Here is a 20,643-nt window from a genome sequence, read left to right on the forward strand (position 1 = left end):
CGATGACGGAACAAACTCTGGATTTCGACGTGGCGATCTGCGGCGCCGGCCCGGTGGGCCTGGCGCTGGCCGCCTTCCTGGCGCGGCGCGGGGTGCCGGGTGCGCGCATCGCCCTGGTCGACGGCAAGTCGCTGGGCCAGGCGATCTCGGACCCGCGTTCGATCGCGCTGTCCTGGGGCAGCGTGCAACTGCTGGACGAGCTCAAAGCCTGGCCGCTGCCGGCCACGGCGATCCACCAGATCCACGTCTCGCGCCGCGGCCAGCTGGGCCGCAGCCTGATGGACCGGCGCGACCACGACGTCGAGGCGCTGGGCTACGTCACGCGCTACGGCGCCGTGGTCGACGCCCTGGCGCGGCGCGGCGAGGCGGCCGGCGTCGTCATGCTGCGTCCGGCGCGCGTGCAGGCGCTGGACGAAACCGCCGACGGTGCGCTGCTGGCGCTGGACGACGGCCGCACGGTGCGCGCCCAGGTGGCGGTCCAGGCCGAAGGCGGCATCTTCGGCCAGCAAGACGGTCGCGCCAGGAGCCGCGACTACGAACAGAGCGCCGTGATCGCGCGCGTGACCAGCGACGCGCCGATCGCGCACCGCGCTTTCGAGCGTTTCACCGACGAAGGCCCGCTGGCGCTGCTGCCGGAAGACGGTCCCGATGGCCACCAGTATGCGCTGGTGTGGTGCGTGCGTCCCGAGCGCGCCGGCACGATTCTCGACCTGGACGACACCCGATTCCTGCAACAACTTGGCGACGCCTTCGGCACGCGCCTTGGCACGTTCACGAAAGTCTCCTCGCGCGTCGCCTTCCCCCTCGGCCTGAACGCCGAAGCGCGCGCCACGGCGCGCACGGTCGCCATCGGCAATGCCGCGCAAACCCTGCACCCGGTCGCCGGGCAGGGCCTGAACCTGGGCCTGCGCGACGCCGCCGTCCTGGCGCGCCAGCTGGCGCGCGACGCCAGCCCGGCCGCGATCGAACGCTTCCAGGAAGAGCGCGCGCAAGACCGCAAGCTGACGATCGGCCTGACCGACACCATGGCCCGCGCCTTTACCGGCAGCAAGCCGCTGCAGCCACTGCTGGGCCTGGGCCTCGCCGCCCTCGACCTGGCGCGCCCGGCGCGCACGCTCCTCGCCGACCTGATGATGTTCGGCCGCCGCTAGTTTGACTGAAGAAGACCTAAAACCTGCCAACTAAATCTCAACAACTACTCGTGTAATATTGCGGGAAGAAACATCAATTACTTTGGCACGTTCTGCGTCAAAAAGTGCTAGGTTACTACCTCCCTCTGCTGCACTACGGTACATGACACCATCGAATCCACATCGCTTTGCATATTCGCAAAGGTACTGACTTGGTATGTAATCGAACGCTGCTGAACGCTGCAATACCGGACGCGTAAGCTCCTCGCCTAGTTTTTCGAGAAATTCAATATCAGCTCGCAACGCGCTGAGTTCGATTTCATCAGACAAAATAAATGGTGAGACGGTGCGGCGAGGGTTTTGAAGATCTATTATCTTTAGCTCAGGAATAGAAAATCTAGCGACGCTCACAACCTCTCCCGGCTGCGGCCGCACTTCAGATATTGCCGTAATTTCTTCCGAAGCCAAATATAAATAAGGAATTCCTGCTGGATTAGCTCGCCCATGGGATGCTAAATGCTTAGGAGGGCACCCCATCTCGTCCGGGGTGAACGTAGTGTTGGTCTGCTGAATTCTCGCACGATGCCAGATTTGAGGAATTTCAGCAGTATCGATCAAAAGATAAGGTAAAAGCCTTGCCAATCGATCTAAATCGATTGTTATAGCAGGAAAGAAACGATTTCGGTGCATCAATTCCGTTCGCAACTGATCCCATTGTTGAATGGCTTGCGTACCGACAGGCTCCCGTGGGTTAAATTTCCTGCGAACGATCTCGCCATCGTCTAAAATCTCACCTAAAAGATCTTTAGAATGCGCAACGTCCATCTTCTCATGACTGAACATTGCCCAGTCTTTTTTTAACCATTCAACTAAAGTCAGGCCATTTTCGTCACGCGTATACAGACTAATTAATAGTTCAAACTGCTCTCGCAAATCAATTGGGCTTAACAAGGGCTGAGCATTTGATCCGCAATATGAGCATTGTCCTCGATTAATTGACAACGCCGGGAATAATTGCAGCTTAAGATGACGATCTCCGAAACATTCAGGGCAGCAAAAACTTGACATTTTATCTAAAATAAGCAGCCATCGTTTGAACGTGATGATTCATCGACAGTTTTTTGATGTAACCCAAACCCGGGAAGTGGCCTTGAGCATGCAAGGAAAAAAACTCTTCAACTGCTGGCGTACGTAGAATTTTTGTGCCAGGAGTATTGACCTCATCAACCAGTTTTTGCAAAGCCTCTGCGAACTTGCCAGCAGGATCAGTTGGGGTTTCAAATCTAATTGATTTGAAGTGATGTACCAACATTACGTCGTCGTTATCATCATCAATGCATGTTAAGTGAATAGCCACCGCATACGCGGGACCCCCTGTTAAAGAAAATTCATCACCCACAATTAGAAAGTCGCCAAATCCTTGCATGCCAAGATCACCAAAAGTAACATGCAAATCTGAAAATATCTCAACTGGAGGATGCTCACGGTTCGCTCGTCGCTCGAACCCATCACGTATAAGTATTCGATGCGCATCTCTAAAGTGTTTCATATAGAGAGAGCTACAGCGGCCATCAATAAAAACCTGGCGAATATTTTTAACTGACTCACCCAGATACTCAACCAGAGATTTCGCATTAGCGAATCCGCTGTGGATGAACGTCAACTCTCTCCCATCATACTCAGTTAAGAAATCAGAAATCTCAGCGACACTAGTTTCAGAACTTAACACAAAAGCTGGAGAAATATTTACATGCTTACCCAGCGGAGTTCTCATAAAGTCATGAATCGGACCACAGTCTTTCACATGATGCCCGTTTGATGGATTAACTATGAGTATGAGTCTTCCACCTGCCGAAGTGAGTGCTTCTACACTACGTATCAGCCCAGTCAATGCTTCTTTGACTGGCTCTAAGATCGGAATGAATCCTGCATCCGCTATAACCTGGGCACAGTCACGAAGCGTAATAAGGTCGTACTGCTTTCCGCGAAAATATGGATAATACATTTCTCTCTCAAGCCCAGGCTAACGCCACTGAAAGTGGTGTACTTAGCGCCTTAATTAAGTTTTTATACTCAGAAGGACGCAATGTGGTGGAAAAAGCTGCCATATATAAGGATTTTGGCAATGCCTTTAAGCTCTCAGCCAAAGCATGTCGAGAGCGCGTCTCCTTTATAACCTCAATCATGCATTTGTGCAAGCTGCTTGGATCGATAGATGAAAAAATTCCAGTCATTTCGCGATGAAACTGAGTGTTTGGAACCTTTGGGTGAGCCACCCCCATTTTATCCAAAATTAGCAGAGCCTCATTTTTGTGTATGGAGTCAAACACAGCTCGAGGATCGATAAATTTTTTCCGATCCAATGCTTCACGTATAGTCGTTATTTTATGGCGATCATTTAGCACCAAAATCCCGACAGACGAGTCTACGCATTGCTCTACAGCATCAATATGATTTTCAGCACAAATGACATTTATCTTTGCAAATACCTTGCGGTAGTCAGAGATTTGACCTGGCAATCTATCTAAATTATCTCGCTCGGTTTTTATTTCGTAGACGGTCGAGGTACCATTAAGTATCACCATGTCAGCCTTGGACATCCCTACTCTAAATTCGGAAAGCATCGACGCTGTTTTCAGCGAATGCACTCCGAGCAAGACCTTATGAGCAATAGCGCTCTTATATATGTACTCATAACGATTGGACTTCTTGCGCAGCGCAAGAAATGCCGCATCGAAAAAATCCCTTACATCAATATATTCCGCCTTATCCAATAGACCAGACTCATTTGCTAATCTGCAAAAAGAAGGAGATTGGCCGTACTGCCCCATCTCTTGTAGAATTACAGGAGAAAACAGCTTCGCAGCATAGGCGAGCTGGTTTGAATTGATCGTACTGCCCATAAGTTGCCAATGAAAAATGATCGTACTGGAGATCAAAAAAGCTGCGAGAACCAAGTGTACACATAACACTTAGCGCCAAGCAAACCCTTCAGTATACTCCAGTAACGCCATTGAGTCTTAAGTGCAAAGCCGTATACTATTCGACGGCCTTGACCATCGACTCGATCACCTTCTTGGCGTCGCCGAACACCATCATCGTGTTGGGCTGGTAGAACAGGTCGTTGTCCAGGCCGGCGTAGCCGGAGGCCATCGAGCGCTTGTTGACGATGATGCTCTTGGCGCGGTAGGCCTCCAGGATCGGCATCCCGGCGATCGGCGATTTCGGGTCCTTCGCGGCCGGGTTCACCACGTCGTTGGCGCCCAGCACCAGCACCACGTCGGTCTGGCCGAACTCGCCGTTGATGTCTTCCATCTCGGCCACCTGGTCGTAGGGGACTTCGGCTTCGGCCAGCAACACGTTCATGTGGCCCGGCATGCGGCCGGCCACCGGGTGGATCGCATAGCGCACCGTCACGCCGTGTTCGGTCAGCTTGTCGACCAGCTCCTTCACCGTGTGCTGGGCGCGCGCCACCGCCAGGCCGTAGCCGGGGACGATGATCACCGACTCGGCGTTCTGCAGGATGAAGGCGGCGTCCTCGGCCGAACCCGATTTCACCGGACGCTGCTCTTTCGCACCGCCGTCGTCCGCGGCGGCTTCGCCGCCGAAGCCGCCCAGGATCACATTGAAGAAGGAACGGTTCATCGCCTTGCACATGATGTACGAGAGGATCGCGCCGCTCGAGCCAACCAGCGAGCCGGCGATGATCAGCATCGAGTTGTTCAGCGAGAAGCCGATGCCGGCCGCCGCCCAGCCGGAATACGAGTTCAGCATCGACACCACCACCGGCATGTCGGCCCCGCCGATCGGGATGATGATCAACACGCCCAGCACGAAGGCCAGCGCCGCCATCACGATGAACGGCGTCCAGCTTGGCGCCACGCCGTCGGCGAAGCAGAACAGCAATCCCAGCACGATGATCGCGATCGCCAGCGCCAGGTTCAGGATGTGCTGTCCGGCGAAGCGCACCGGCGCCCCCTGGAACAGGCGAAACTTGTATTTTCCCGACAGCTTGCCGAAGGCGATCACCGAACCCGAAAAGGTCACCGCGCCGACGAAGGTGCCGATGAACAGCTCCAGCCGGTTGCCGAACGGGAGCGGCGTCTCACGGGTGGCGATATTGAAGGCCCAGGGTTCGGACACGGCGGCGATCGCGATGCACACCGCCGCCAGGCCGATCAGCGAGTGCATGGCCGCCACCAGCTCGGGCATCTTGGTCATCTCGACCTTCTTCGCGGCGTACGCCCCGATCGCGCCGCCGACCACGACGCCCAGCAGCACCAGACCGAAGCCCGAGCCGCCGCCCTGCCCCAGGCTGTCCTGCAGCTTGAGCATCAGCGCCACCGTGGTGACCACGGCGATCGCCATGCCGGCCATGCCGAAGGCGTTGCCGATGCGCGCGGTCGAGGGCGAGGACAGGCCCTTGAGCGCCTGGATGAAGCATACCGAGGCGACCAGGTAGAACAGGGTGACGACGTTCATGCTGATGGCGTTCATGCCTGCTTCTCCTCGATCTTCTCCTCGACCTTGCCCTCGACCGGCGCCTTCGCGGCCTTCGGCTCCTTCTTCTTGAACATCTCCAGCATGCGCTGGGTGACCAGGAAGCCGCCGAACACGTTCACCGCCGCCAGCGCCACCGCGACCGTGCCGGCCACGCGCCCGGTCAGGCCCTCGGTCAGGCCCGCGGCCAGCATGGCGCCGACGATCACGATCGCCGAAATCGCATTGGTGACCGCCATCAGCGGCGTGTGCAGCGCGGGGGTGACGGTCCAGACCACGTGGTAGCCGACGTAGATCGCCAGCACGAAGATGATCAGGTTGATGATGGTGTGGCTGATGTCCATGCCTAGTCTCCTGTCCTGTTCTGTTCTGGCCCGACTGAATCTACTTGCGCAACACGTCCCCGCCCGCGCACACCAGCGTCGCGGTCACGATCTCGTCCTCGCGGTCGATGAAGAAGCGGTCGTCCTTGTCGATCACGAGCTTGAGGAAGTCCAGCACGTTGCGCGCATACAGGGCCGACGCATCGGCCGGCACCAGCGCCGCCAGGTTCGGCTCGCCGATGATGTGCACCCCGTGCCTGATGACTGTCTTGCCCAGCTCCGTCAGCGGGCAGTTGCCGCCCTGGGCGATGGCCATGTCGACGATCACGGAGCCCGGCTTCATGGCGCGCACCGTCTCCTCGCCGATCAGGGTGGGCGCCTTGCGGCCCGGGATCAGGGCGGTGGTGACGACGATGTCGGCCAGTTTCGCGCGCTCGTGCACCAGCTCGGCCTGGCGCCGCATCCAGTCGGCCGGCATCGGCCGCGCATAGCCGCCGCTGCCCTGGGCGATCTCGCGTTCTTCACTGGTGAGATACGGCACGTCGATGAATTTGGCGCCGAGCGACTCCACCTGCTCCTTGACCGGAGGCCTCACGTCGGACGCCTCGATCACGGCGCCCAGGCGCTTGGCGGTGGCGATCGCCTGCAGCCCGGCCACGCCCACGCCCATGATCAGCACGCGCGCCGCCTTGACCGTGCCGGCCGCCGTCATCAGCATCGGCATGAAGCGTCCGTAGGTGTTGGCGGCCAGCAGGATGGCCTTGTAGCCGGCGATATTCGCCTGCGAAGAGAGCACGTCGAGCGACTGCGCGCGCGTGATGCGCGGCGCCGCTTCCAGCGCGAAGGCGGTGAGGCCGCTCGCGGCCAGCGCGGCGAGATTGTCGGCGTCGAAGGGATCGAGCATCCCGACCAGCACCGCGTCGCGCCGCATCAGGCCGCGTTCGGCGGCATCGGGGCTGCGCACCTTCAGGACGATGTCCGCGCCGAAGGCGGCGGCGCCGTCGACGATGCTGGCCCCGGCCGCTTCATAGGCGCTGTCGGGCGCCGCGGCATGCAGGCCGGCGCCGGACTGCACCAGGACCTGGTGTTTCGCGGCCAGCTTCTTGACGGTTTCAGGTGTTGCTGCAACACGTGTCTCGCCCGGCCTTGTCTCGGCCGGTATGCCTATCCTCATGGATTCCTCCGTACGTGGATGCGCCGGCTCCCAATCTATCACGTCTTTACAACAATTGCCCAAATATAAATTTCTTTTGGTGATAATGCTGTTGTGCTGAGCAAACACAAGGTAAGCAGTGTATTTGCGCGCATTTTTGCGACAGATCAAGCCCAATTAACGACAGGCAAGCACCGCAGGCGGGGCAAGGCTGAGCAGAGCAGGCCCGGCCCGAGGTAGAATACCGGCTCATTTTCAAGGACAGGCATGAGCGACATCTTCAAACCATCGGTTACCGTGGCTGCGATCATCGAGCACGAGGGCCGTTTCCTGCTGATCGAGGAAGAGACGAGCGAGGGCGTCAAGCTGAACCAGCCCGCCGGCCATCTCGACCCGCACGAATCGCTGGAGCAGGCGGTCGTGCGCGAAGCGCTCGAGGAAACCGCCCACGAGTTCATCCCGCGCACGCTGGTGGGCATGTACATGTCGCGCTACCACTCGAAGTCGCGCAATGCCGACGTCACCTACCTGCGCTTCACCTTCGCCGGCACAGTCGGCCGCAAGTTCGACCAGCCGCTCGACGAAGGCATCCTGCGCACCCTGTGGATGACGCGCGACGAGATCGCCGCCACCGCCGACCGCCACCGCAGCCCGATCGTGCTCCAGTGCGTGGACGACTATCTGGCCGGACGAAGCACGCCGCTGTCCCTGCTATACACCCATTCCTCGGTGTTCGAGGGCGGGATCTGAATTCAATACGGACGTAACATGAGCAAGAAAAAAGTCGTGATCGGGATGTCGGGCGGAGTCGACTCCTCGGTCGCGGCGTGGATGCTGAAAGAACAAGGCTACGACGTGGTCGGCCTGTTCATGAAGAACTGGGAAGACGACGACGACTCCGAATACTGCTCGACGCGCCAGGACTGGATCGACGCGGCCAGCGTGGCCGACGTGGTCGGGGTCGACATCGAGGCGGTCAACTTCGCCTCCGAATACAAGGACCGCGTGTTCGCGGAGTTCCTGCGCGAATACCAGGCCGGCCGCACGCCCAACCCGGACGTGCTGTGCAACGCCGAAATCAAGTTCAAGGCCTTCCTCGACCATGCGATGAAGCTGGGCGCCGACCTGATCGCGACCGGCCACTACGCGCGCGTGCGCCAGAACACGGGCAGCGGCAAGTTCGAGCTGCTGAAGGCGTTCGACGCCACCAAGGACCAGAGCTACTTCTTGCATCGCCTGAACCAGGCGCAGCTCTCGAAGTCGCTGTTCCCGCTGGGCGAGATCCCCAAGACCGAAGTGCGCAAGATCGCCGAAAAGCTCAAGCTCCCGAACGCCGCCAAGAAGGATTCGACCGGCATCTGCTTCATCGGCGAGCGCCCGTTCCGCGACTTCCTGAACCGCTACCTGTCGTACAAGCCGGGCCCGATCAGGCTCGACGACGGCACCAAGGTCGGCGAGCACGTCGGCCTGTCGTTCTACACGCTGGGCCAGCGCAAGGGCATCGGCATCGGCGGCCTGAAATCGCGCAAGAACGCGGACGGCACCAGCGAGCCATGGTTCGTGGCGCGCAAGGACATCGAGGCCAACACCCTGTACATCGTGCAGGGCCATGACCACCCATGGCTGCTGTCGAACCGCCTGGAAGCGGGCCAGGCCAGCTGGATCGCGGGCGCAGCCCCGGCGCCGCGCGAGCTGTCGGCCAAGACCCGTTATCGCCAGGCCGACGTGGCCTGCAAGGTGCTGGCCGAAGGCGACAGTAGATTCGCCCTCGATTTCAGCGATCCGCAATGGGCAGTCACGCCCGGCCAGTCGGCCGTGCTGTACGACGGCGACGTCTGCCTGGGCGGCGGCATCATCGACGCCCGCTCGGGCGTCGCGTAATCCTCAGCGCGCGCGCCCGGCCAGCCATTCGGCCAGCGCGCCAGGCGCCAGCGGGCGCGCATGCAGGTAACCCTGCACCTCGTCGCAGCCCGCCGCGCGCAGGAAGTCTTCCACCTCCACCGTCTCCACGCCTTCGGCCACCACCTTGTGGCCCAGGTCGTGCGACAGCTTGATCATCGTCCCCACCAGCGCGCGCCGGCGTTCGTCGTGGGCCAGATTGCGCATGAAGCTCTGGTCGATCTTGACCACGTTCGCCGGCAGGCTTTGCAGGTAGGCCAGGCTGCTGTAGCCGGTGCCGAAGTCGTCGATCGCCAGCTGCACGCCGGCGCGCGCCAGGCGTTCCAGCGTGACCTGCGCCACTTTGGGATTACGCATCAGCGCGCTTTCGGTGAGTTCGAGCGCCAGGCTGGACGCCGGCACGCGGTGGCGCGTCAGGAGCTTCGGTACGCGGTCGCAGAAATCCGGTTCTTCCAGGTTCACCGCCGACACGTTGACCGCCACCTGCAGGGCGACGCCGTCGTGGCGCCATGCGGCCATCTGGCGCATCGCGGCGGCCAGCACCCATTCGGTGGTGGCGCGCGCCAGCGAGGTGCCTTCGATCACCGGGATGAATTCGCCCGGCGAGATGGCGCCTTTCTCGGGATGAGTCCAGCGCAGCAGCGCCTCGACGCCGGCGCAGGCGCCGTCCTTCAGGGCGACCTTGGGCTGGTACACCAGGTGCAGCTGGCTGCGGCTCTCGAGCGCGGCGCGGAAGGCGTTCACCACCCAGAAGCGGCGCTGCAGGATGGCGTCGTGCTCGGACGAGAACACGCGCACGCAGCGCTCGGCGGCCAGGCCGTCGTGGGCGGCGCTGTGCATATTGCGCAGCAGGTCCAGGCCCTCGGTCTGGCCGACCGTGAACGGGGCGATGCCGACCGTGGTCGTGGTGATGAAGCGCGCCTGTCCATGACCGGAACGGGCGTCGAGCCAGGACTGCAGCTGGGCGCGGAAGGTCTCGAGCGAGACGCCGGGTGGCGCGAAGAAGGCGAACTGGGTGCTGGCGACATGGTAGATCTTGCCGGCGCCGCCCAGGCGCAGCAGCGGCACCGCGTCGCGCACCATCTCGTCGAGATAGCCGGACCCCATCACGCGCTGGGCGTCGCTCAGTTCCTGCGGGCTGGCCAGGCTGACCAGGGCCGCCAGCCGCATGTCGCCGGCCGGCCCGGCCAGCTCGAGGTCGGTGAAATCGCTGATGAACTGGTTGCGGTTGGGCAGGCCGCTGATCGGGTCGATCCGGCCCAGCGCGTGCTGCAGCTCGATCTGCGCCATCACCATCGTCGCCAGGTCTTGCAGCGCCTGGCTCTCGGCCGCCGTCACCTGGCGCGGCTCGGTGCCCAGCACGCACATCGCGCCCAGCGCAAAACCGTCGCTGGTCACGAGCGGTGCGCCGGCATAAAAGCGGATGCCGTCGGCGGCCAGCTTGCTGTCACGGAAATAGGCGTTTTCAAGCAGGTCGGGCACGACCAGCAGGTGGGCGGTATCGGCCACCTCCGCGCACGGCGCGCGCAGGCGCGGGATCGAATCATGCTCGACGCCGACCTTCGACTTGAACCACTGGCGGTCGCTGTCGGTCAGCGACACCGCCGCGATCGGCAGGTTGAACAGCTGGGCGGCCATGCGCGTGATGCGGTCGAAGGCCTCGCTGGGCGGCGTGTCCAACAGTTCCAGGCGGTGCAGGGCCTCGAGACGCGCCGCTTCTTGAGCAGAACAAGCAAATAGTGCCGGTTCGATAGGTGAGTTCATGGGGGCCCTGACTGTTGCGCACACGCGCAAAAAAGTGATGAAATTGACGAAGTTGAAGCTATTGTTGCGAAAAAAATTCCGTGAGTCAACAAATATCGGCAATTGATCGTCATATTCGTTATTTTATGTTGCTTCGTGTAAAATTGAGCGATCAGAGCAATACAGCCTCCATGACGATGAAAACCGAGAACGACGATCCGATCCTGACCACACGCGACGCGGCGCGCCTGCTCGGCGTGGCGGTGAGCACTGCCCAGGTGTGGATGGAAGGCGGCGCGCTGCCGACCTGGAAAACGCCGGGCGGCCATCGCCGCGTGCGTCTGAGCGAGGTGCATCGTTTGCTGCGCCAGCGCGAAGCGGACGCCGCCGCGGTGGACGCGTCCCCGCCGACCGGAGAATTCCTCCCCGCGCCCGCTCCCGCCTATCCGGCGCCGCGCAACGAAGCGCAGCGCCTGGCGGCGCTCGCCGCGACGAGGCTGATGGACTCGCCCCAGGAAGAAGTATTCGACCGCCTGACCTGGCTGGCCAGCCATGTGACCGATTGTCCGATGGCCCTGCTCACGCTTCTCTCTGGCCGGCGCCAGTGGTTCAAGTCGCGCATCGGCCTGGCGCAAAGCGAGACGCCGCGCGAGGTCGCTTTCTGCAGCCATACGATCATGCAGGACGCCGCCTTCGTGGTGGAAGATGCGCTCGCCGATCCGCGCTTCGCCGCCAATCCGCTGGTGACGGGCGAACCGCACATCCGCTTCTATGCCGGCTATCCGGTGCTGGACGCGCGCGGCATGGCGCTCGGCTCGCTGTGCGTGCTGGACCGCGAGCCGCGCCGCCTGCGCGAGCGCGAATTGCGCGCGCTGCGCGAACTGGCCGCGATCGCGTCCGACGAAATCGGGCGCCGCGGCTAGGAACCGTCAATCGGGCTTGGCGGCGGAAGCCTGCTGCTTCTTGACGAAGGCGATCACGGTATTGCGGATGGTCTTGAGCACGGTGTCGGCCTTGAACGGCTTGACGATGAAGCCGTGCACGCCGCGCGCCGCCGCCGACTGCACGGCCTGCGCGTCGAGCGTGCCCGAGACCAGGAAGATCAGGGTCTTGGGCAGCTCGGCGCGCAGCTGCTCGACCACGTTGTTGCCGTCCTCGACCTGCTCGCGCGCGATGCAGATCACGTGCGGACGGTGCTTGATCGCCAGGCCGTAGCCGAGCGCGCTGGTGTGGGTCGCGCCCACCACCTCGTAGCTGCCGTCGGCCAGCACGGTGCCCAGCATCGAACGCGACACCGCGTTTCCATCCACGATTACCGTCTTGAGCATCGCGTCGTTTTCCTTCTAATTCGATTCATAGGCCAGCATGTTCCAGGTCACGCCCAGGCGCACATCGAGCTTGAGCGACACCAGGCAACGCGAGATCTCGAGTATCTCACGCTCGGCGCGCAGCCTTTCTCCCAGCGGCGTCTTGAGGATGCCGGCGCCGGCAATGACGGCGTCGAGGCTGCCATAGGCATTGAGCAGGCGCGCGGCGGTCTTCATGCCGATCTTGGACACGCCCGGCACGCCGTCGGTCGGATCGCCCATCAGCGCCAGCAGGTCGTGCAGCAGCTCGGGCGCGACGCCGAAGCGCTGGCGCACCCAGGCGTCGTCGTGCCATTCGTTCTTGAAATGGTCCCACACCAGCGCGCCATGCGCGATCAGGGGGTGCAGGTCCTTGTCGGTGGTGGCGACGATGGCTTCGCCGCGTCCTTCCGACAGCCAGCGCATCACGCCGGTGGCGATCACGTCATCGGCCTCGACCTCGGGAATCGACACCACGTGCAGGCCCGCGGCGCGCAGGCGCTCGTGGAATTCGGGCAGCGCCGCGCGCAATTCATGGGGCATCGCCGCCCTGCCCTCGCGGTAGCGCGGATACAGCGCGTGGCGCCAGTTCTCGCCGCCATGGTCGAAGGCCGCCAGCACGTGGGTCGGCGCATGCGTCTCGAGCACGTTGCGAAACGACGAGAAGGCGTGGCGCAGCGCGATACTGGCCTTCAGGCTTGAATCGGGCTCGGGACTGGCCTCGTACACCCGGCGCACGATGTTCAGGCCGTCGATGGCGAGCAGCTTGGCCATGCTGGGACTCCGTCAGGCCTTTCCAATCTCGTACTTGCCGCCGCGCTCGAGCGCGCGCTGGTAGGCCGGCCGCGCGTGGATGCGCTCGAGGAAATCGCTCAGGTTCGGGTACTTGCCATCGAGTCCGCCGCGCGAGGCCGCCGCCTCCAGCGGGAAGCTGAGCTGGATGTCGGCCGCCGTGAACTCCTCGCCGGTGAACCAGGGATGCTTGCCCAGTTCCGCTTCCAGGTAGCCCAGGTGCAGCGCGATCTGCGGCAGCACGAAGCTGCCCTTGACCTTTTGCGCGATGCCGCGCGCGATCGGCTTGACGAAGAACGGCATCGGACTGTTCTCGACCTTGTCGAACACCAGCTTGAGCAGCAGCGGCGGCATCGCCGACCCCTCGGCATAGTGCAGGAAGTGGGTGTAGCGCAGGCGCGCCGGGGTGCCGGCCGCGGGCCGCAGTCGGCCCTCGCCATGGCGCTCGACCAGGTACTCGGCGATGGCGCCCGACTCGGCCACGACCAGGTCGCCGTCGGTAATCACCGGCGACTTGCCCAGCGGGTGCACCGCCTTCAGCTCGGGCGGGGCCAGCATGGTCCTGGGGTCGCGCTGGTAGCGCTTGATCTCGTACTCCAGGCCCAGCTCTTCCAGCAGCCACAGGATGCGCTGCGAGCGCGAATTGTTCAGGTGATGGACGACGATCATGGCGGCTCTGGGAGTGACGATGGGCGCTAGCTTAGCACTGTTGCGCCTTTGCCAAAAGGGCGTCGCCGCTCCGGCGGCATGGGCCCCGGCTGGGTGCGCCAGCGCACGACCGCGCGCCGCCGCGCCGTGTATCGTGGCAAGGCATGAGCGGATCGACCTACATCGGCATCTCGGGCTGGCGCTACGTGCCGTGGCGCGGCAAGTTCTATCCGCCGGGGCTGGCCCAGCACCGCGAGCTCGAATACGCCGCGACCCAGCTGCCCAGCATCGAGATCAACGGCGCGTTCTACTCGCTGCAGCGGCCCGCGAGCTATGCCGCCTGGTACGCTGCCACGCCGCCCGGCTTCGTGTTCGCGGTCAAGGGCAACCGCTTCATCACCCATATGCTGCGCCTGCGCGACGTCGCCAAGCCGCTGGCCAATGTGCTGGCCTCGGGCATGTTCGAGCTGCGCGAGAAGCTCGGCCCCATGCTGTGGCAGTTCCCGCCCAACTTCGCCTTCGAGCCGGAACGCTTCGAGACGTTTCTCTCCTTGCTGCCGCATGATACCCATGCCGCGGCCGAACTGGCCAGGGGTCATGAGGCGCGCATGGAAGGCAGGGTCACGCTCGATCCCGGACCAAGGAGAGCGATGCGGCACGCGGTCGAGATCCGCCACGAGAGCTTTCGCGACCCCGCCTTCATCGCCCTGCTGCGCAAGCACAAGGTGGCGCTGGTGGTGGCCGACACCGCCGGGCGCTGGCCGCAGATCGAGGACGTGACGGCCGACTTCGTGTACGTGCGCCTGCATGGCGACAAGGAACTGTATGCGAGCGGCTACGACGACGAGGCCATCGAGAACTGGGCAAGGAAGATTCGCGCCTGGCGCGATGGGGGACAAGCGCAGGATGCCTGCCTGGCATCGAGCAAGGCGCCGCGCAAGCGCGGCAAGCGCGACGTCTACTGCTACTTCGACAACGACATCAAGGTGCATGCGCCGTTCGACGCGCAGCGCCTGATCGCGGCGCTGCGGGATTGAAGAGAAAACTCAATGCTTCTGGTGCAGCCTGATCACGCGGTGCTTGCCGGGCGGGTCCGGTTGCTTGGGTGTGCAACCGCTGCCGCAGCTGCCGCCGCCGCAACCGCCGCCGCCCGACTTGTCCAGCCAGCGCGCCAGGACGGACTTGCGGCCGCCCCGGGTCAGGTGCATGACCAGGCGCGCGCGCAGGCCGGCCGACATGTATTTCGCGCCCAGGTACAGCGCGGAGGCAAGCACGATAACGATGACGGCCAATTCCTGCATATCAGGCTCCAGTGATGGCGAGGGTGACGCGGTAGACGATGAAGGCCGCCACGTAGGCCAGGCCGAACATGTAGCCGGCCATGATCCAGGCGTACTTGCGGCTGCCGGTTTCGCGGGCCACGGTGGCCAGGGTCGGCAGGCAGTGCGGCGCGTAGACGTACCAGGCCAGCAGCGCCAGGCCGGTGGCCAGCGACCACGATTGCGCGATCAGCGGCGCCAGCGTGTCGCCGACTTCGTCGCCGCCCGACAGCGCGTACACGGTGCCCAGCGCGCCGACCGCCACTTCGCGCGCGGCCATGCCCGGCACCAGGGCGATCGCGATCTGCCAGTTGAAGCCGATCGGCGCCAGGATCACTTCCAGCGCGCGGCCGATCATGCCGGCCACGCTGTAGTAGATCGGCGGCTCGGCCGCGCCTTCCGGCGCGCCCGGGAAGCTCGACAGCAGCCAGAGCAGGACCATCATGGTCAGGATCAGCGTGCCGACCCGCATCAGGAAGATCTTGGTGCGTTCCCACAGGCCCGAGGCCAGGGCGCTCAGCTGCGGCCAGTGGTAGGCCGGCAGTTCGAGCATCAGCGCGTGCTGCTTGTAGGTGCTGCGGCGCTTCATGAACCAGGCCACGCCCATCGCCGACAGGATGCCGGCCATGTACAGGATGAACAGCACCAGGCCCTGCAGGTTGAGGATGCCGGCCACGGTCTGGTCGGGGATGAAGGCCGCGATCAGCAGCGCATACACCGGCAGGCGCGCCGAGCATGTCATCAGGGGCGCGATCATGATCGTCACCAGGCGGTCGCGCGGATTCTGGATCGTGCGCGCGGCCATCACGCCGGGGATCGCGCAGGCGAACGAGGACAGCAGCGGCAGGAAGGCGCGCCCCGACAGGCCGACGCTGCCCATGATGCGGTCCAGCAGGAAGGCCGCGCGCGGCAGGTAGCCCACGTCTTCGAGCAGCAGGATGAAGAAGAACAGGATCAGGATCTGCGGCAGGAACACCAGCACGCTGCCGACGCCGGCGATGATGCCGTCCACGATCAGGCTGTGCAGGATGCCTTCGCCGAGCAGGTCGCCGACGAATCCGCCCAGGGCGCCGACGCCGGCCTCGATCATGTCCATCGGCGTGCCGGCCCAGCTGAACACGGCCTGGAAGATCAGGAACATCAGCGCGGCCAGGATGACCGGACCCGCGATCGGATGCATCACGACGTTGTCGATCTTCTCGGTCAGGTTGCCGGTGTCCTTCGCGGTGGAGACGGCGGCGGCCAGGATGCGGCGCACCTCGCGCTGGGTCTCCTCGACCGGCACCGCGTCGATCGCCGACAGCGGATTGGCCTTGACCGGCGCGTCGAAACGCATGCGATCCAGCTCGGCCAGCAGGGCCTGTTCGCCGCCCGACTGGATGGCGACGGTCTCCACCACCGGCATGCCCAGTTCCTGCGACAGCTTCGCGGTGTCGATCTCGATGCCGCGCTTTTTGGCGACGTCGACCATGTTCAGGGTCAGCACCATCGGCAGGCCGAGACGCTTGAGCTCCAGCACCAGGCGCAGGTTCAGGCGCAGATTGGTCGCATTGACCACGCACAGCACCGCGTCCGGCGGCTGTTCTCCCGCGCGCAGGCCGGCCACCACGTCACGCGTGATGCCTTCGTCCGGCGTCTGCGCATTCAGGCTGTAGGCGCCCGGCAGGTCGAGCACGCGGAACGCCCGACCGGTCGGCGACTTGAAGCTGCCTTCCTTGCGCTCGATGGTGACGCCGGCGTAGTTCGCGACCTTCTGGCGCGAGCCGGTGAGACGGTTGAAGAGCGCGGTCTTGCCGCAGTTGGGGTTGCCGAGCAGTGCGACCAGCGGGGTGCGGGCAGCCACTTGTTGTTCCATCACTCCCATGCGCTCAGTCCGCCTTGATCGAATTGATCGAGACGAGCGCCGCTTCGAAGCGGCGCAGCGCGAAGGTCGACTCGCCGACCTTGACCGCCAGCGGACCGCCCAGCACCCGCTTGAGCACGCGGATGCGCTCGCCCGGCACGAAGCCCAGCTCCATCAGGCGGCGCTGAATGTCGACGCCGCCCTGCGCATGCGGCGCCAGCTGGACTACGGTGGCACTCTGGCCCGCTTTCAGCGAGTCGAGGGTGGACAGGGTGGGGGCTAGGGTCATGGCAGCTTCCAGATGGTTGTTGCGCTTATGAGACAGCGACAGGAATAATGCCGACATCATAGCTCTAAATGCGAATTATTTCTATTTGCAGCTTGTCATTGCCAGATCGAAAAGCTCAAAAATAGTGCACACGGCACGCAGAATTCGCTTGATTTCGCGGCCGAGTTTACAGAAAATAGCAACGCAAATGAGAATGATTCGCATTTTTGTAGCATAAACAGCAAGGGTAGTTTCGATGATCGTCTGTGTCTGCAACAACATCTCCGACCGTGAAATCCGCCAGGCGGCCGACCTGGGCATCTCCTCCATCGCAGAACTGCGCAAGGAACTGGGCGTCGGCACCATGTGCGGCAAGTGCGTCAGCTATGCGCGTGAAGTCCTGCACGAGCACATCGACAGCAAGACCACGATCACCGAAGTGCGCCGCATCCCGCAAGCGGCCTGAATTTCCGGATCTCCTCTCTCCTGCCCCGCCACGTCGCGGGGCTTCTTTCGTCCGCGGCCTGCGCTTAAAAAGTCGTTCATCGCGGCCGCTATACTGGCCGGTCAACGACTCCCGGGTACGCCCCATGAACATCCTGCTCGTCGAGGACGACGCCATGCTGGCCGCCGCCATCCGCGAACGCGTGCCCAGATGTCCGAGCGCATCGCCGGCCTGGATGCCGGCGCCGACGACTACCTGGTGAAACCCGTCGAATTCAGCGAGCTGTGGGCGCGCATGCGCGCCGTGACCCGGCGCAGCGTAGGCAAGACGGTGCCGACGCTCGCCTGCCGCAACGTGGTGCGGGACGTGGCACGCCAGGCCGTCACCTGCGACGGCCAGCCGGTGACCTTGAGCGCCTGCGACTACCGCACCCTGCTCGCCTTCATGGAGCGGCCCGGCCACATCATCGCGCGCAGCCACCCAGGCGTCGCGCGAGACGGCGGCCAGGGCCCGCGACAGGTCGGTCACGGTGACGCCCAGCGCCGCCATCGCCGCCGGATCGACCTCCACCCGCACCTCGCGCTCCACGCCGCCCATCAAGACGCGGCAGGGTGGCGTCGAAGCGCGCCAGCAGCGCGCCGCCGCCGTGCCTGTGCCGATGGCGAAGAGACGCCGGGTGGGTGTGTGGAAAAGAAACCTGGGACGTGGAGGCATCGGCGACATGGACGCGGGAATACGGATGACGCCGGCCGCAATCGACGGGCGTACCGCGGCGAACCATGGAAGGGCGAATCATGCCAAGCAACGATTAATGGTTTTTTAATGGATGAGGGATGATAAAAACAGATGCGCACGATGAAATGAGAAGCGCTTTCATTTTCATTTTCGCGGTAGCGAGAAGCGTTTTCAACATGGAGTGAGAACGGTTTCTATTACGGCGTATTTCGTGGCTTTTTCTTCGATTTAATGCGCTTTTTTCGCGAAATTTCTCTCTTTTGAGGGCATATCGTGGCGGCTTGTTTGCTATCATGGAGCCCATTCAAAATCATCAGGGGCACTCCAAATGAAAGGCGATCAAAACGTCATCCGTCTGCTGAACGCACAGCTGACCAACGAACTCACCGCAGTTAATCAGTATTTCCTGCACGCGCGCATGTACCGCCATTGGGGCCTGGAAAAACTGGGCAAGAAAGAATACGAAGAATCGATCGGCGAAATGAAGCACGCCGACAAGCTGATCGACCGCATCCTGATGCTGGACGGCCTGCCGAACCTGCAGGCGCTGCACAAGCTCCTGATCGGCGAATCGACCCAGGAAATGCTGGAATGCGACCTGAAGCTGGAACGCGCCGCGCAAGTGACCGTCAAGGAAGGCATCGCCGCCTGTGAAGCGGCCGCCGACTACGTGTCGCGCGACCTGTTCCTGATGATCCTGGAAGACACCGAAGAGCACATCGAGTGGCTGGAAACCCAGCTCGACTTGATCGTCAAGGTCGGCATCCAGAATTACCTGCAGAGCCAGATCGCGTCGTGATCACGCCTTGATCGCGTCGTGATCAACCGAGGGCCGGCTTGCGCCGGCCCTTTTGCATTGGCGCTGCATTGCGCGCCCTCCAGCCCGGTCTTCAGCGCCAGCGCGTCATCCACTTGTCGTAGAACCCCATATCCCTCGGCACCGCGCCGGGAATCGCGCAGATCGCGCCGGCGAATTCGTTCGCGCGCGACAAGGCGGTTTCCAGCGGCCAGCCACGCATCCGTCCCAGCAGGAAGATCGCCGCGAAGGCGTCGCCCGCCCCCACCGTATCGATCACGAACGGCGGCGCGGGATGGTCGCGCTGGGTCAGGACCCGGCCCTCGCTGTCGAAGTACACCGAGCCGCGGTGACCCAGGGTGACGATCAGGGCGTCGAGCGAGAACATCTTGAGCAATGCCTGGCACGAGGCATGCACCTCGCCGGCCGCCAGCGGCGGATCGTCGGGCTTGATCTGGAAGTACCAGCCGAACAGCGCCTGCAATTCTTCTTCGTTGACCTTGACGATGTTCGCCGCCTGCAGCGAGCGGGTGACGCCGCGCTCGTCGTACTGGCCGTCGCGCAGGTTCAGGTCGAGGAAGCGCACAGCCGTGCCGGCGGCGCCATCCAGTACGGCTTCCAGCGCGCCGCGCGACACCTCGTTGCGCTGGGCCAGCATGCCGAAATAGACGATACCCGGGGTGACGCCTTCGGCACTCGCCACGGCCGCGGCGCGGTCGATGAAGTCGTAGGCCTGGTTCGGCAGGATGGTAAAACGGTGGCCGCGCGGGCCGCGCTCGACCAGCACGCGGCCGGTTTCTTCCAGCGGGTCGATCTGCAGCCCGGCCTCGCTCATGGCGAAGCGCTCGAACTCGGCGCGCACCAGCTGGCCGCTCTTGTCGTCGCCGATGCGGGTGATGCTGAGCACCGGCGCCATGAAGGCGGCCAGGTGGCGCGCCACGTTGAACGGCGCCCCGCCGACGACCTGCTCGGCCTGAAAATCGTCGACCAGCGCTTCGCCGAACACCACGGCGGTGGACATGCCCGGCGTGCCGCTCATGCGAGGAAGGGGACGGTGTCCTTGAACGACTGGCGCTCGGACAGCTTGTCGAACAGGCGGGCCAGGTTCGGGTAGTCGCCGCGCCAGTCGATGTCGGGGAAGCGGAAGGCGATCCAGCCCAGGGCGCAGCCGACGGCGACGTCGGCCAGCGAATAGTGGTTGCCGGCGCTGAAAGCCGACTCGCCGAGGCGCTCGGACATCACGCGCAGGCCGGCGTGCACCTTGCCCCACTGGCGGGCTATCCATTCGGGGCTTTGCTGGGCTTCGGGGCGCAGGGTGGTTTCCAGGCGCACCAGCACGGCCGCATCGAGCACGCCGTCGGCCAGGGCTTCCCAGACCTTGACCTCGGCCCGGTCGCGCCCGTTCGGCGGCAGCAGCTTGCAGACCGGAGTGAGCGTGTCGAGGTATTCGGCGATCACGCGCGAGTCGTACAGGGTGCTGCCGTCTTCCATCACCAGGCATGGAACCTTGCCCAGCGGATTCGTCTGCTGGATGGTGGTGTCGGCGGCCCAGACGTTCTCCTGGATGAAGGAATAGTCGAGCTTTTTATCCGCCATCACGACACGGACCTTGCGGACGTAGGGGCTGGTGACAGAACCGATGAGTTTCATGGGAGGTCGCAGTTGGGAATCGAAGCCCAGTATAGCATCGGGCCCTGCCGCAA

The 20,643-nt window shown here is 63.1% G+C and carries 23 protein-coding genes; 8 read left to right on the top strand and 15 right to left on the bottom strand.

The window, feature by feature from the left end:
• The first annotated feature begins 2 nt into the window (after positions 1–2).
• Positions 3–1,151: an FAD-dependent monooxygenase gene (locus KY496_RS16540; protein ID WP_219861603.1), complete on the top strand. Its 1,149-nt coding sequence runs from the start codon at positions 3–5 to the stop codon at positions 1,149–1,151.
• A 30-nt stretch (positions 1,152–1,181) separates the two neighbouring features.
• Here the strand turns inward: KY496_RS16540 and KY496_RS16545 are convergent, their stop codons facing one another.
• From KY496_RS16545 to KY496_RS16570, 6 genes are all read right to left on the bottom strand, one after another.
• Positions 1,182–2,081 (bottom strand): RES family NAD+ phosphorylase, encoded by a 900-nt coding sequence (locus KY496_RS16545; protein ID WP_229520297.1) that lies wholly within the window; start codon positions 2,079–2,081, stop codon positions 1,182–1,184.
• 118 nt (positions 2,082–2,199) lie between these two features.
• On the bottom strand, positions 2,200–3,135 hold the full coding sequence (locus KY496_RS16550) for a sce7725 family protein (RefSeq protein ID WP_219861606.1): 936 nt from the start codon (positions 3,133–3,135) through the stop codon (positions 2,200–2,202).
• Positions 3,136–3,142: 7 nt separating this feature from the next.
• Positions 3,143–4,033, bottom strand: a complete 891-nt coding sequence (locus tag KY496_RS16555; RefSeq protein WP_219861608.1) for a sce7726 family protein — start codon at positions 4,031–4,033, stop codon at positions 3,143–3,145.
• 136 nt (positions 4,034–4,169) lie between these two features.
• Positions 4,170–5,627 (bottom strand): NAD(P)(+) transhydrogenase (Re/Si-specific) subunit beta, encoded by a 1,458-nt coding sequence (locus tag KY496_RS16560; protein WP_219861610.1) that lies wholly within the window; start codon positions 5,625–5,627, stop codon positions 4,170–4,172.
• Positions 5,624–5,974: an NAD(P) transhydrogenase subunit alpha gene (locus KY496_RS16565; protein ID WP_005664787.1), complete on the bottom strand. Its 351-nt coding sequence runs from the start codon at positions 5,972–5,974 to the stop codon at positions 5,624–5,626. The genes KY496_RS16560 and KY496_RS16565 overlap by 4 nt, the downstream gene beginning before the upstream one ends.
• 40 nt (positions 5,975–6,014) lie before the next feature.
• The gene (locus KY496_RS16570; protein ID WP_005664786.1) at positions 6,015–7,127 is read right to left on the bottom strand and encodes a Re/Si-specific NAD(P)(+) transhydrogenase subunit alpha; all 1,113 of its coding nucleotides are present in this window, start codon (positions 7,125–7,127) and stop codon (positions 6,015–6,017) included.
• Positions 7,128–7,373: 246 nt separating this feature from the next.
• Between KY496_RS16570 and KY496_RS16575 the strand changes: the two genes are divergently transcribed.
• Together KY496_RS16575 and mnmA are read left to right on the top strand one after the other, a co-directional pair.
• Positions 7,374–7,856 carry an NUDIX hydrolase gene (locus KY496_RS16575; protein ID WP_005664785.1) on the top strand — a complete coding sequence of 161 codons (483 nt, stop codon included), beginning with the start codon at positions 7,374–7,376 and terminating at the stop codon, positions 7,854–7,856.
• Between the two features lie 18 nt (positions 7,857–7,874).
• The gene (mnmA, locus tag KY496_RS16580) at positions 7,875–8,987 is read left to right on the top strand and encodes a tRNA 2-thiouridine(34) synthase MnmA (protein ID WP_219861612.1); all 1,113 of its coding nucleotides are present in this window, start codon (positions 7,875–7,877) and stop codon (positions 8,985–8,987) included.
• A gap of 3 nt (positions 8,988–8,990) precedes the next feature.
• On the opposite strand, the gene KY496_RS16585 is transcribed toward mnmA, so the two are convergent.
• Positions 8,991–10,769 carry a bifunctional diguanylate cyclase/phosphodiesterase gene (locus KY496_RS16585; RefSeq protein WP_219861613.1) on the bottom strand — a complete coding sequence of 593 codons (1,779 nt, stop codon included), beginning with the start codon at positions 10,767–10,769 and terminating at the stop codon, positions 8,991–8,993.
• A gap of 170 nt (positions 10,770–10,939) precedes the next feature.
• Between KY496_RS16585 and KY496_RS16590 the strand changes: the two genes are divergently transcribed.
• Complete coding sequence (locus KY496_RS16590; RefSeq protein WP_219861615.1) at positions 10,940–11,671, top strand: GAF domain-containing protein; 732 nt, start codon at positions 10,940–10,942, stop codon at positions 11,669–11,671.
• A gap of 6 nt (positions 11,672–11,677) precedes the next feature.
• On the opposite strand, the gene KY496_RS16595 is transcribed toward KY496_RS16590, so the two are convergent.
• Genes KY496_RS16595 through KY496_RS16605 form a run of 3 tightly spaced genes read right to left on the bottom strand, consistent with a single transcriptional unit; the run spans position 11,678 to position 13,555 of the window.
• Positions 11,678–12,076, bottom strand: a complete 399-nt coding sequence (locus KY496_RS16595; protein ID WP_219861617.1) for a response regulator — start codon at positions 12,074–12,076, stop codon at positions 11,678–11,680.
• A 15-nt stretch (positions 12,077–12,091) separates the two neighbouring features.
• A complete protein-coding gene (locus tag KY496_RS16600) occupies positions 12,092–12,868 on the bottom strand; it encodes a 5'-3' exonuclease H3TH domain-containing protein (protein ID WP_005664780.1) in 777 nt (258 codons plus the stop codon).
• Between the two features lie 12 nt (positions 12,869–12,880).
• Positions 12,881–13,555, bottom strand: a complete 675-nt coding sequence (locus KY496_RS16605; RefSeq protein ID WP_005664779.1) for a glutathione S-transferase — start codon at positions 13,553–13,555, stop codon at positions 12,881–12,883.
• A 143-nt stretch (positions 13,556–13,698) separates the two neighbouring features.
• Here KY496_RS16605 and KY496_RS16610 point away from each other — a divergent pair, with 143 nt between their 5' ends.
• Entirely contained in the window at positions 13,699–14,571 is an 873-nt protein-coding gene (locus tag KY496_RS16610) for a DUF72 domain-containing protein (protein WP_219861619.1), read from the top strand.
• Positions 14,572–14,580: 9 nt separating this feature from the next.
• Here the strand turns inward: KY496_RS16610 and KY496_RS16615 are convergent, their stop codons facing one another.
• The 3 genes from KY496_RS16615 to KY496_RS16625 are packed head-to-tail and all read right to left on the bottom strand — an operon-like array spanning position 14,581 to position 16,985.
• The gene (locus tag KY496_RS16615) at positions 14,581–14,835 is read right to left on the bottom strand and encodes a DUF6587 family protein (RefSeq protein WP_005664775.1); all 255 of its coding nucleotides are present in this window, start codon (positions 14,833–14,835) and stop codon (positions 14,581–14,583) included.
• 1 nt (position 14,836) lies between these two features.
• Positions 14,837–16,717 carry a ferrous iron transporter B gene (locus KY496_RS16620; protein ID WP_219861621.1) on the bottom strand — a complete coding sequence of 627 codons (1,881 nt, stop codon included), beginning with the start codon at positions 16,715–16,717 and terminating at the stop codon, positions 14,837–14,839.
• 4 nt (positions 16,718–16,721) lie between these two features.
• Complete coding sequence (locus tag KY496_RS16625) at positions 16,722–16,985, bottom strand: FeoA family protein (RefSeq protein ID WP_040775774.1); 264 nt, start codon at positions 16,983–16,985, stop codon at positions 16,722–16,724.
• Positions 16,986–17,220: 235 nt separating this feature from the next.
• Between KY496_RS16625 and KY496_RS16630 the strand changes: the two genes are divergently transcribed.
• The 3 genes from KY496_RS16630 to bfr all read left to right on the top strand — a co-directional run bounded on the left by KY496_RS16630 (position 17,221) and on the right by bfr (position 18,943).
• Entirely contained in the window at positions 17,221–17,430 is a 210-nt protein-coding gene (locus tag KY496_RS16630) for a (2Fe-2S)-binding protein (RefSeq protein WP_005664770.1), read from the top strand.
• A 189-nt stretch (positions 17,431–17,619) separates the two neighbouring features.
• The gene (locus tag KY496_RS16635; RefSeq protein ID WP_219861623.1) at positions 17,620–18,246 is read left to right on the top strand and encodes a response regulator transcription factor; all 627 of its coding nucleotides are present in this window, start codon (positions 17,620–17,622) and stop codon (positions 18,244–18,246) included.
• Positions 18,247–18,472: 226 nt separating this feature from the next.
• Positions 18,473–18,943: a bacterioferritin gene (gene bfr, locus KY496_RS16640; protein WP_071361177.1), complete on the top strand. Its 471-nt coding sequence runs from the start codon at positions 18,473–18,475 to the stop codon at positions 18,941–18,943.
• Positions 18,944–19,034: 91 nt separating this feature from the next.
• Here bfr and KY496_RS16645 read toward each other — a convergent pair whose 3' ends face one another.
• Positions 19,035–19,961, bottom strand: coding sequence for a PfkB family carbohydrate kinase (locus KY496_RS16645; RefSeq protein ID WP_229520298.1), 927 nt, complete (start codon positions 19,959–19,961; stop codon positions 19,035–19,037).
• A 14-nt stretch (positions 19,962–19,975) separates the two neighbouring features.
• On the bottom strand, positions 19,976–20,590 hold the full coding sequence (locus KY496_RS16650; protein WP_005664763.1) for a glutathione S-transferase C-terminal domain-containing protein: 615 nt from the start codon (positions 20,588–20,590) through the stop codon (positions 19,976–19,978).
• Positions 20,591–20,643: the final 53 nt, after the last annotated feature.

Origin of the sequence: Massilia sp. NP310 (assembly GCF_019443485.1) — a bacterium.
GTDB lineage: Bacteria > Pseudomonadota > Gammaproteobacteria > Burkholderiales > Burkholderiaceae_D > Telluria > Telluria timonae.

Excerpts from the sequence above, each read along its gene's own strand:
- KY496_RS16560 (WP_219861610.1), bottom strand. The coding sequence starts at position 5,627 with ATGAACGCCATCAGCATGAACGTCGTCACCCTGTTCTACCTGGTCGCC.
- KY496_RS16600 (WP_005664780.1), bottom strand. The coding sequence starts at position 12,868 with ATGGCCAAGCTGCTCGCCATCGACGGCCTGAACATCGTGCGCCGGGTG.
- KY496_RS16585 (WP_219861613.1), bottom strand. The coding sequence starts at position 10,769 with ATGAACTCACCTATCGAACCGGCACTATTTGCTTGTTCTGCTCAAGAA.
- KY496_RS16565 (WP_005664787.1), bottom strand. The coding sequence starts at position 5,974 with ATGGACATCAGCCACACCATCATCAACCTGATCATCTTCGTGCTGGCG.
- mnmA (WP_219861612.1), top strand. The coding sequence starts at position 7,875 with ATGAGCAAGAAAAAAGTCGTGATCGGGATGTCGGGCGGAGTCGACTCC.
- KY496_RS16595 (WP_219861617.1), bottom strand. The coding sequence starts at position 12,076 with ATGCTCAAGACGGTAATCGTGGATGGAAACGCGGTGTCGCGTTCGATG.
- KY496_RS16625 (WP_040775774.1), bottom strand. The coding sequence starts at position 16,985 with ATGACCCTAGCCCCCACCCTGTCCACCCTCGACTCGCTGAAAGCGGGC.
- KY496_RS16630 (WP_005664770.1), top strand. The coding sequence starts at position 17,221 with ATGATCGTCTGTGTCTGCAACAACATCTCCGACCGTGAAATCCGCCAG.
- KY496_RS16650 (WP_005664763.1), bottom strand. The coding sequence starts at position 20,590 with ATGAAACTCATCGGTTCTGTCACCAGCCCCTACGTCCGCAAGGTCCGT.
- KY496_RS16645 (WP_229520298.1), bottom strand. The coding sequence starts at position 19,961 with ATGTCCACCGCCGTGGTGTTCGGCGAAGCGCTGGTCGACGATTTTCAG.
- KY496_RS16575 (WP_005664785.1), top strand. The coding sequence starts at position 7,374 with ATGAGCGACATCTTCAAACCATCGGTTACCGTGGCTGCGATCATCGAG.
- KY496_RS16570 (WP_005664786.1), bottom strand. The coding sequence starts at position 7,127 with ATGAGGATAGGCATACCGGCCGAGACAAGGCCGGGCGAGACACGTGTT.
- KY496_RS16540 (WP_219861603.1), top strand. The coding sequence starts at position 3 with ATGACGGAACAAACTCTGGATTTCGACGTGGCGATCTGCGGCGCCGGC.
- KY496_RS16620 (WP_219861621.1), bottom strand. The coding sequence starts at position 16,717 with ATGGGAGTGATGGAACAACAAGTGGCTGCCCGCACCCCGCTGGTCGCA.
- KY496_RS16610 (WP_219861619.1), top strand. The coding sequence starts at position 13,699 with ATGAGCGGATCGACCTACATCGGCATCTCGGGCTGGCGCTACGTGCCG.
- KY496_RS16555 (WP_219861608.1), bottom strand. The coding sequence starts at position 4,033 with ATGGGCAGTACGATCAATTCAAACCAGCTCGCCTATGCTGCGAAGCTG.
- KY496_RS16635 (WP_219861623.1), top strand. The coding sequence starts at position 17,620 with ATGTCCGAGCGCATCGCCGGCCTGGATGCCGGCGCCGACGACTACCTG.
- KY496_RS16550 (WP_219861606.1), bottom strand. The coding sequence starts at position 3,135 with ATGTATTATCCATATTTTCGCGGAAAGCAGTACGACCTTATTACGCTT.
- bfr (WP_071361177.1), top strand. The coding sequence starts at position 18,473 with ATGAAAGGCGATCAAAACGTCATCCGTCTGCTGAACGCACAGCTGACC.
- KY496_RS16605 (WP_005664779.1), bottom strand. The coding sequence starts at position 13,555 with ATGATCGTCGTCCATCACCTGAACAATTCGCGCTCGCAGCGCATCCTG.
- KY496_RS16590 (WP_219861615.1), top strand. The coding sequence starts at position 10,940 with ATGACGATGAAAACCGAGAACGACGATCCGATCCTGACCACACGCGAC.
- KY496_RS16615 (WP_005664775.1), bottom strand. The coding sequence starts at position 14,835 with ATGCAGGAATTGGCCGTCATCGTTATCGTGCTTGCCTCCGCGCTGTAC.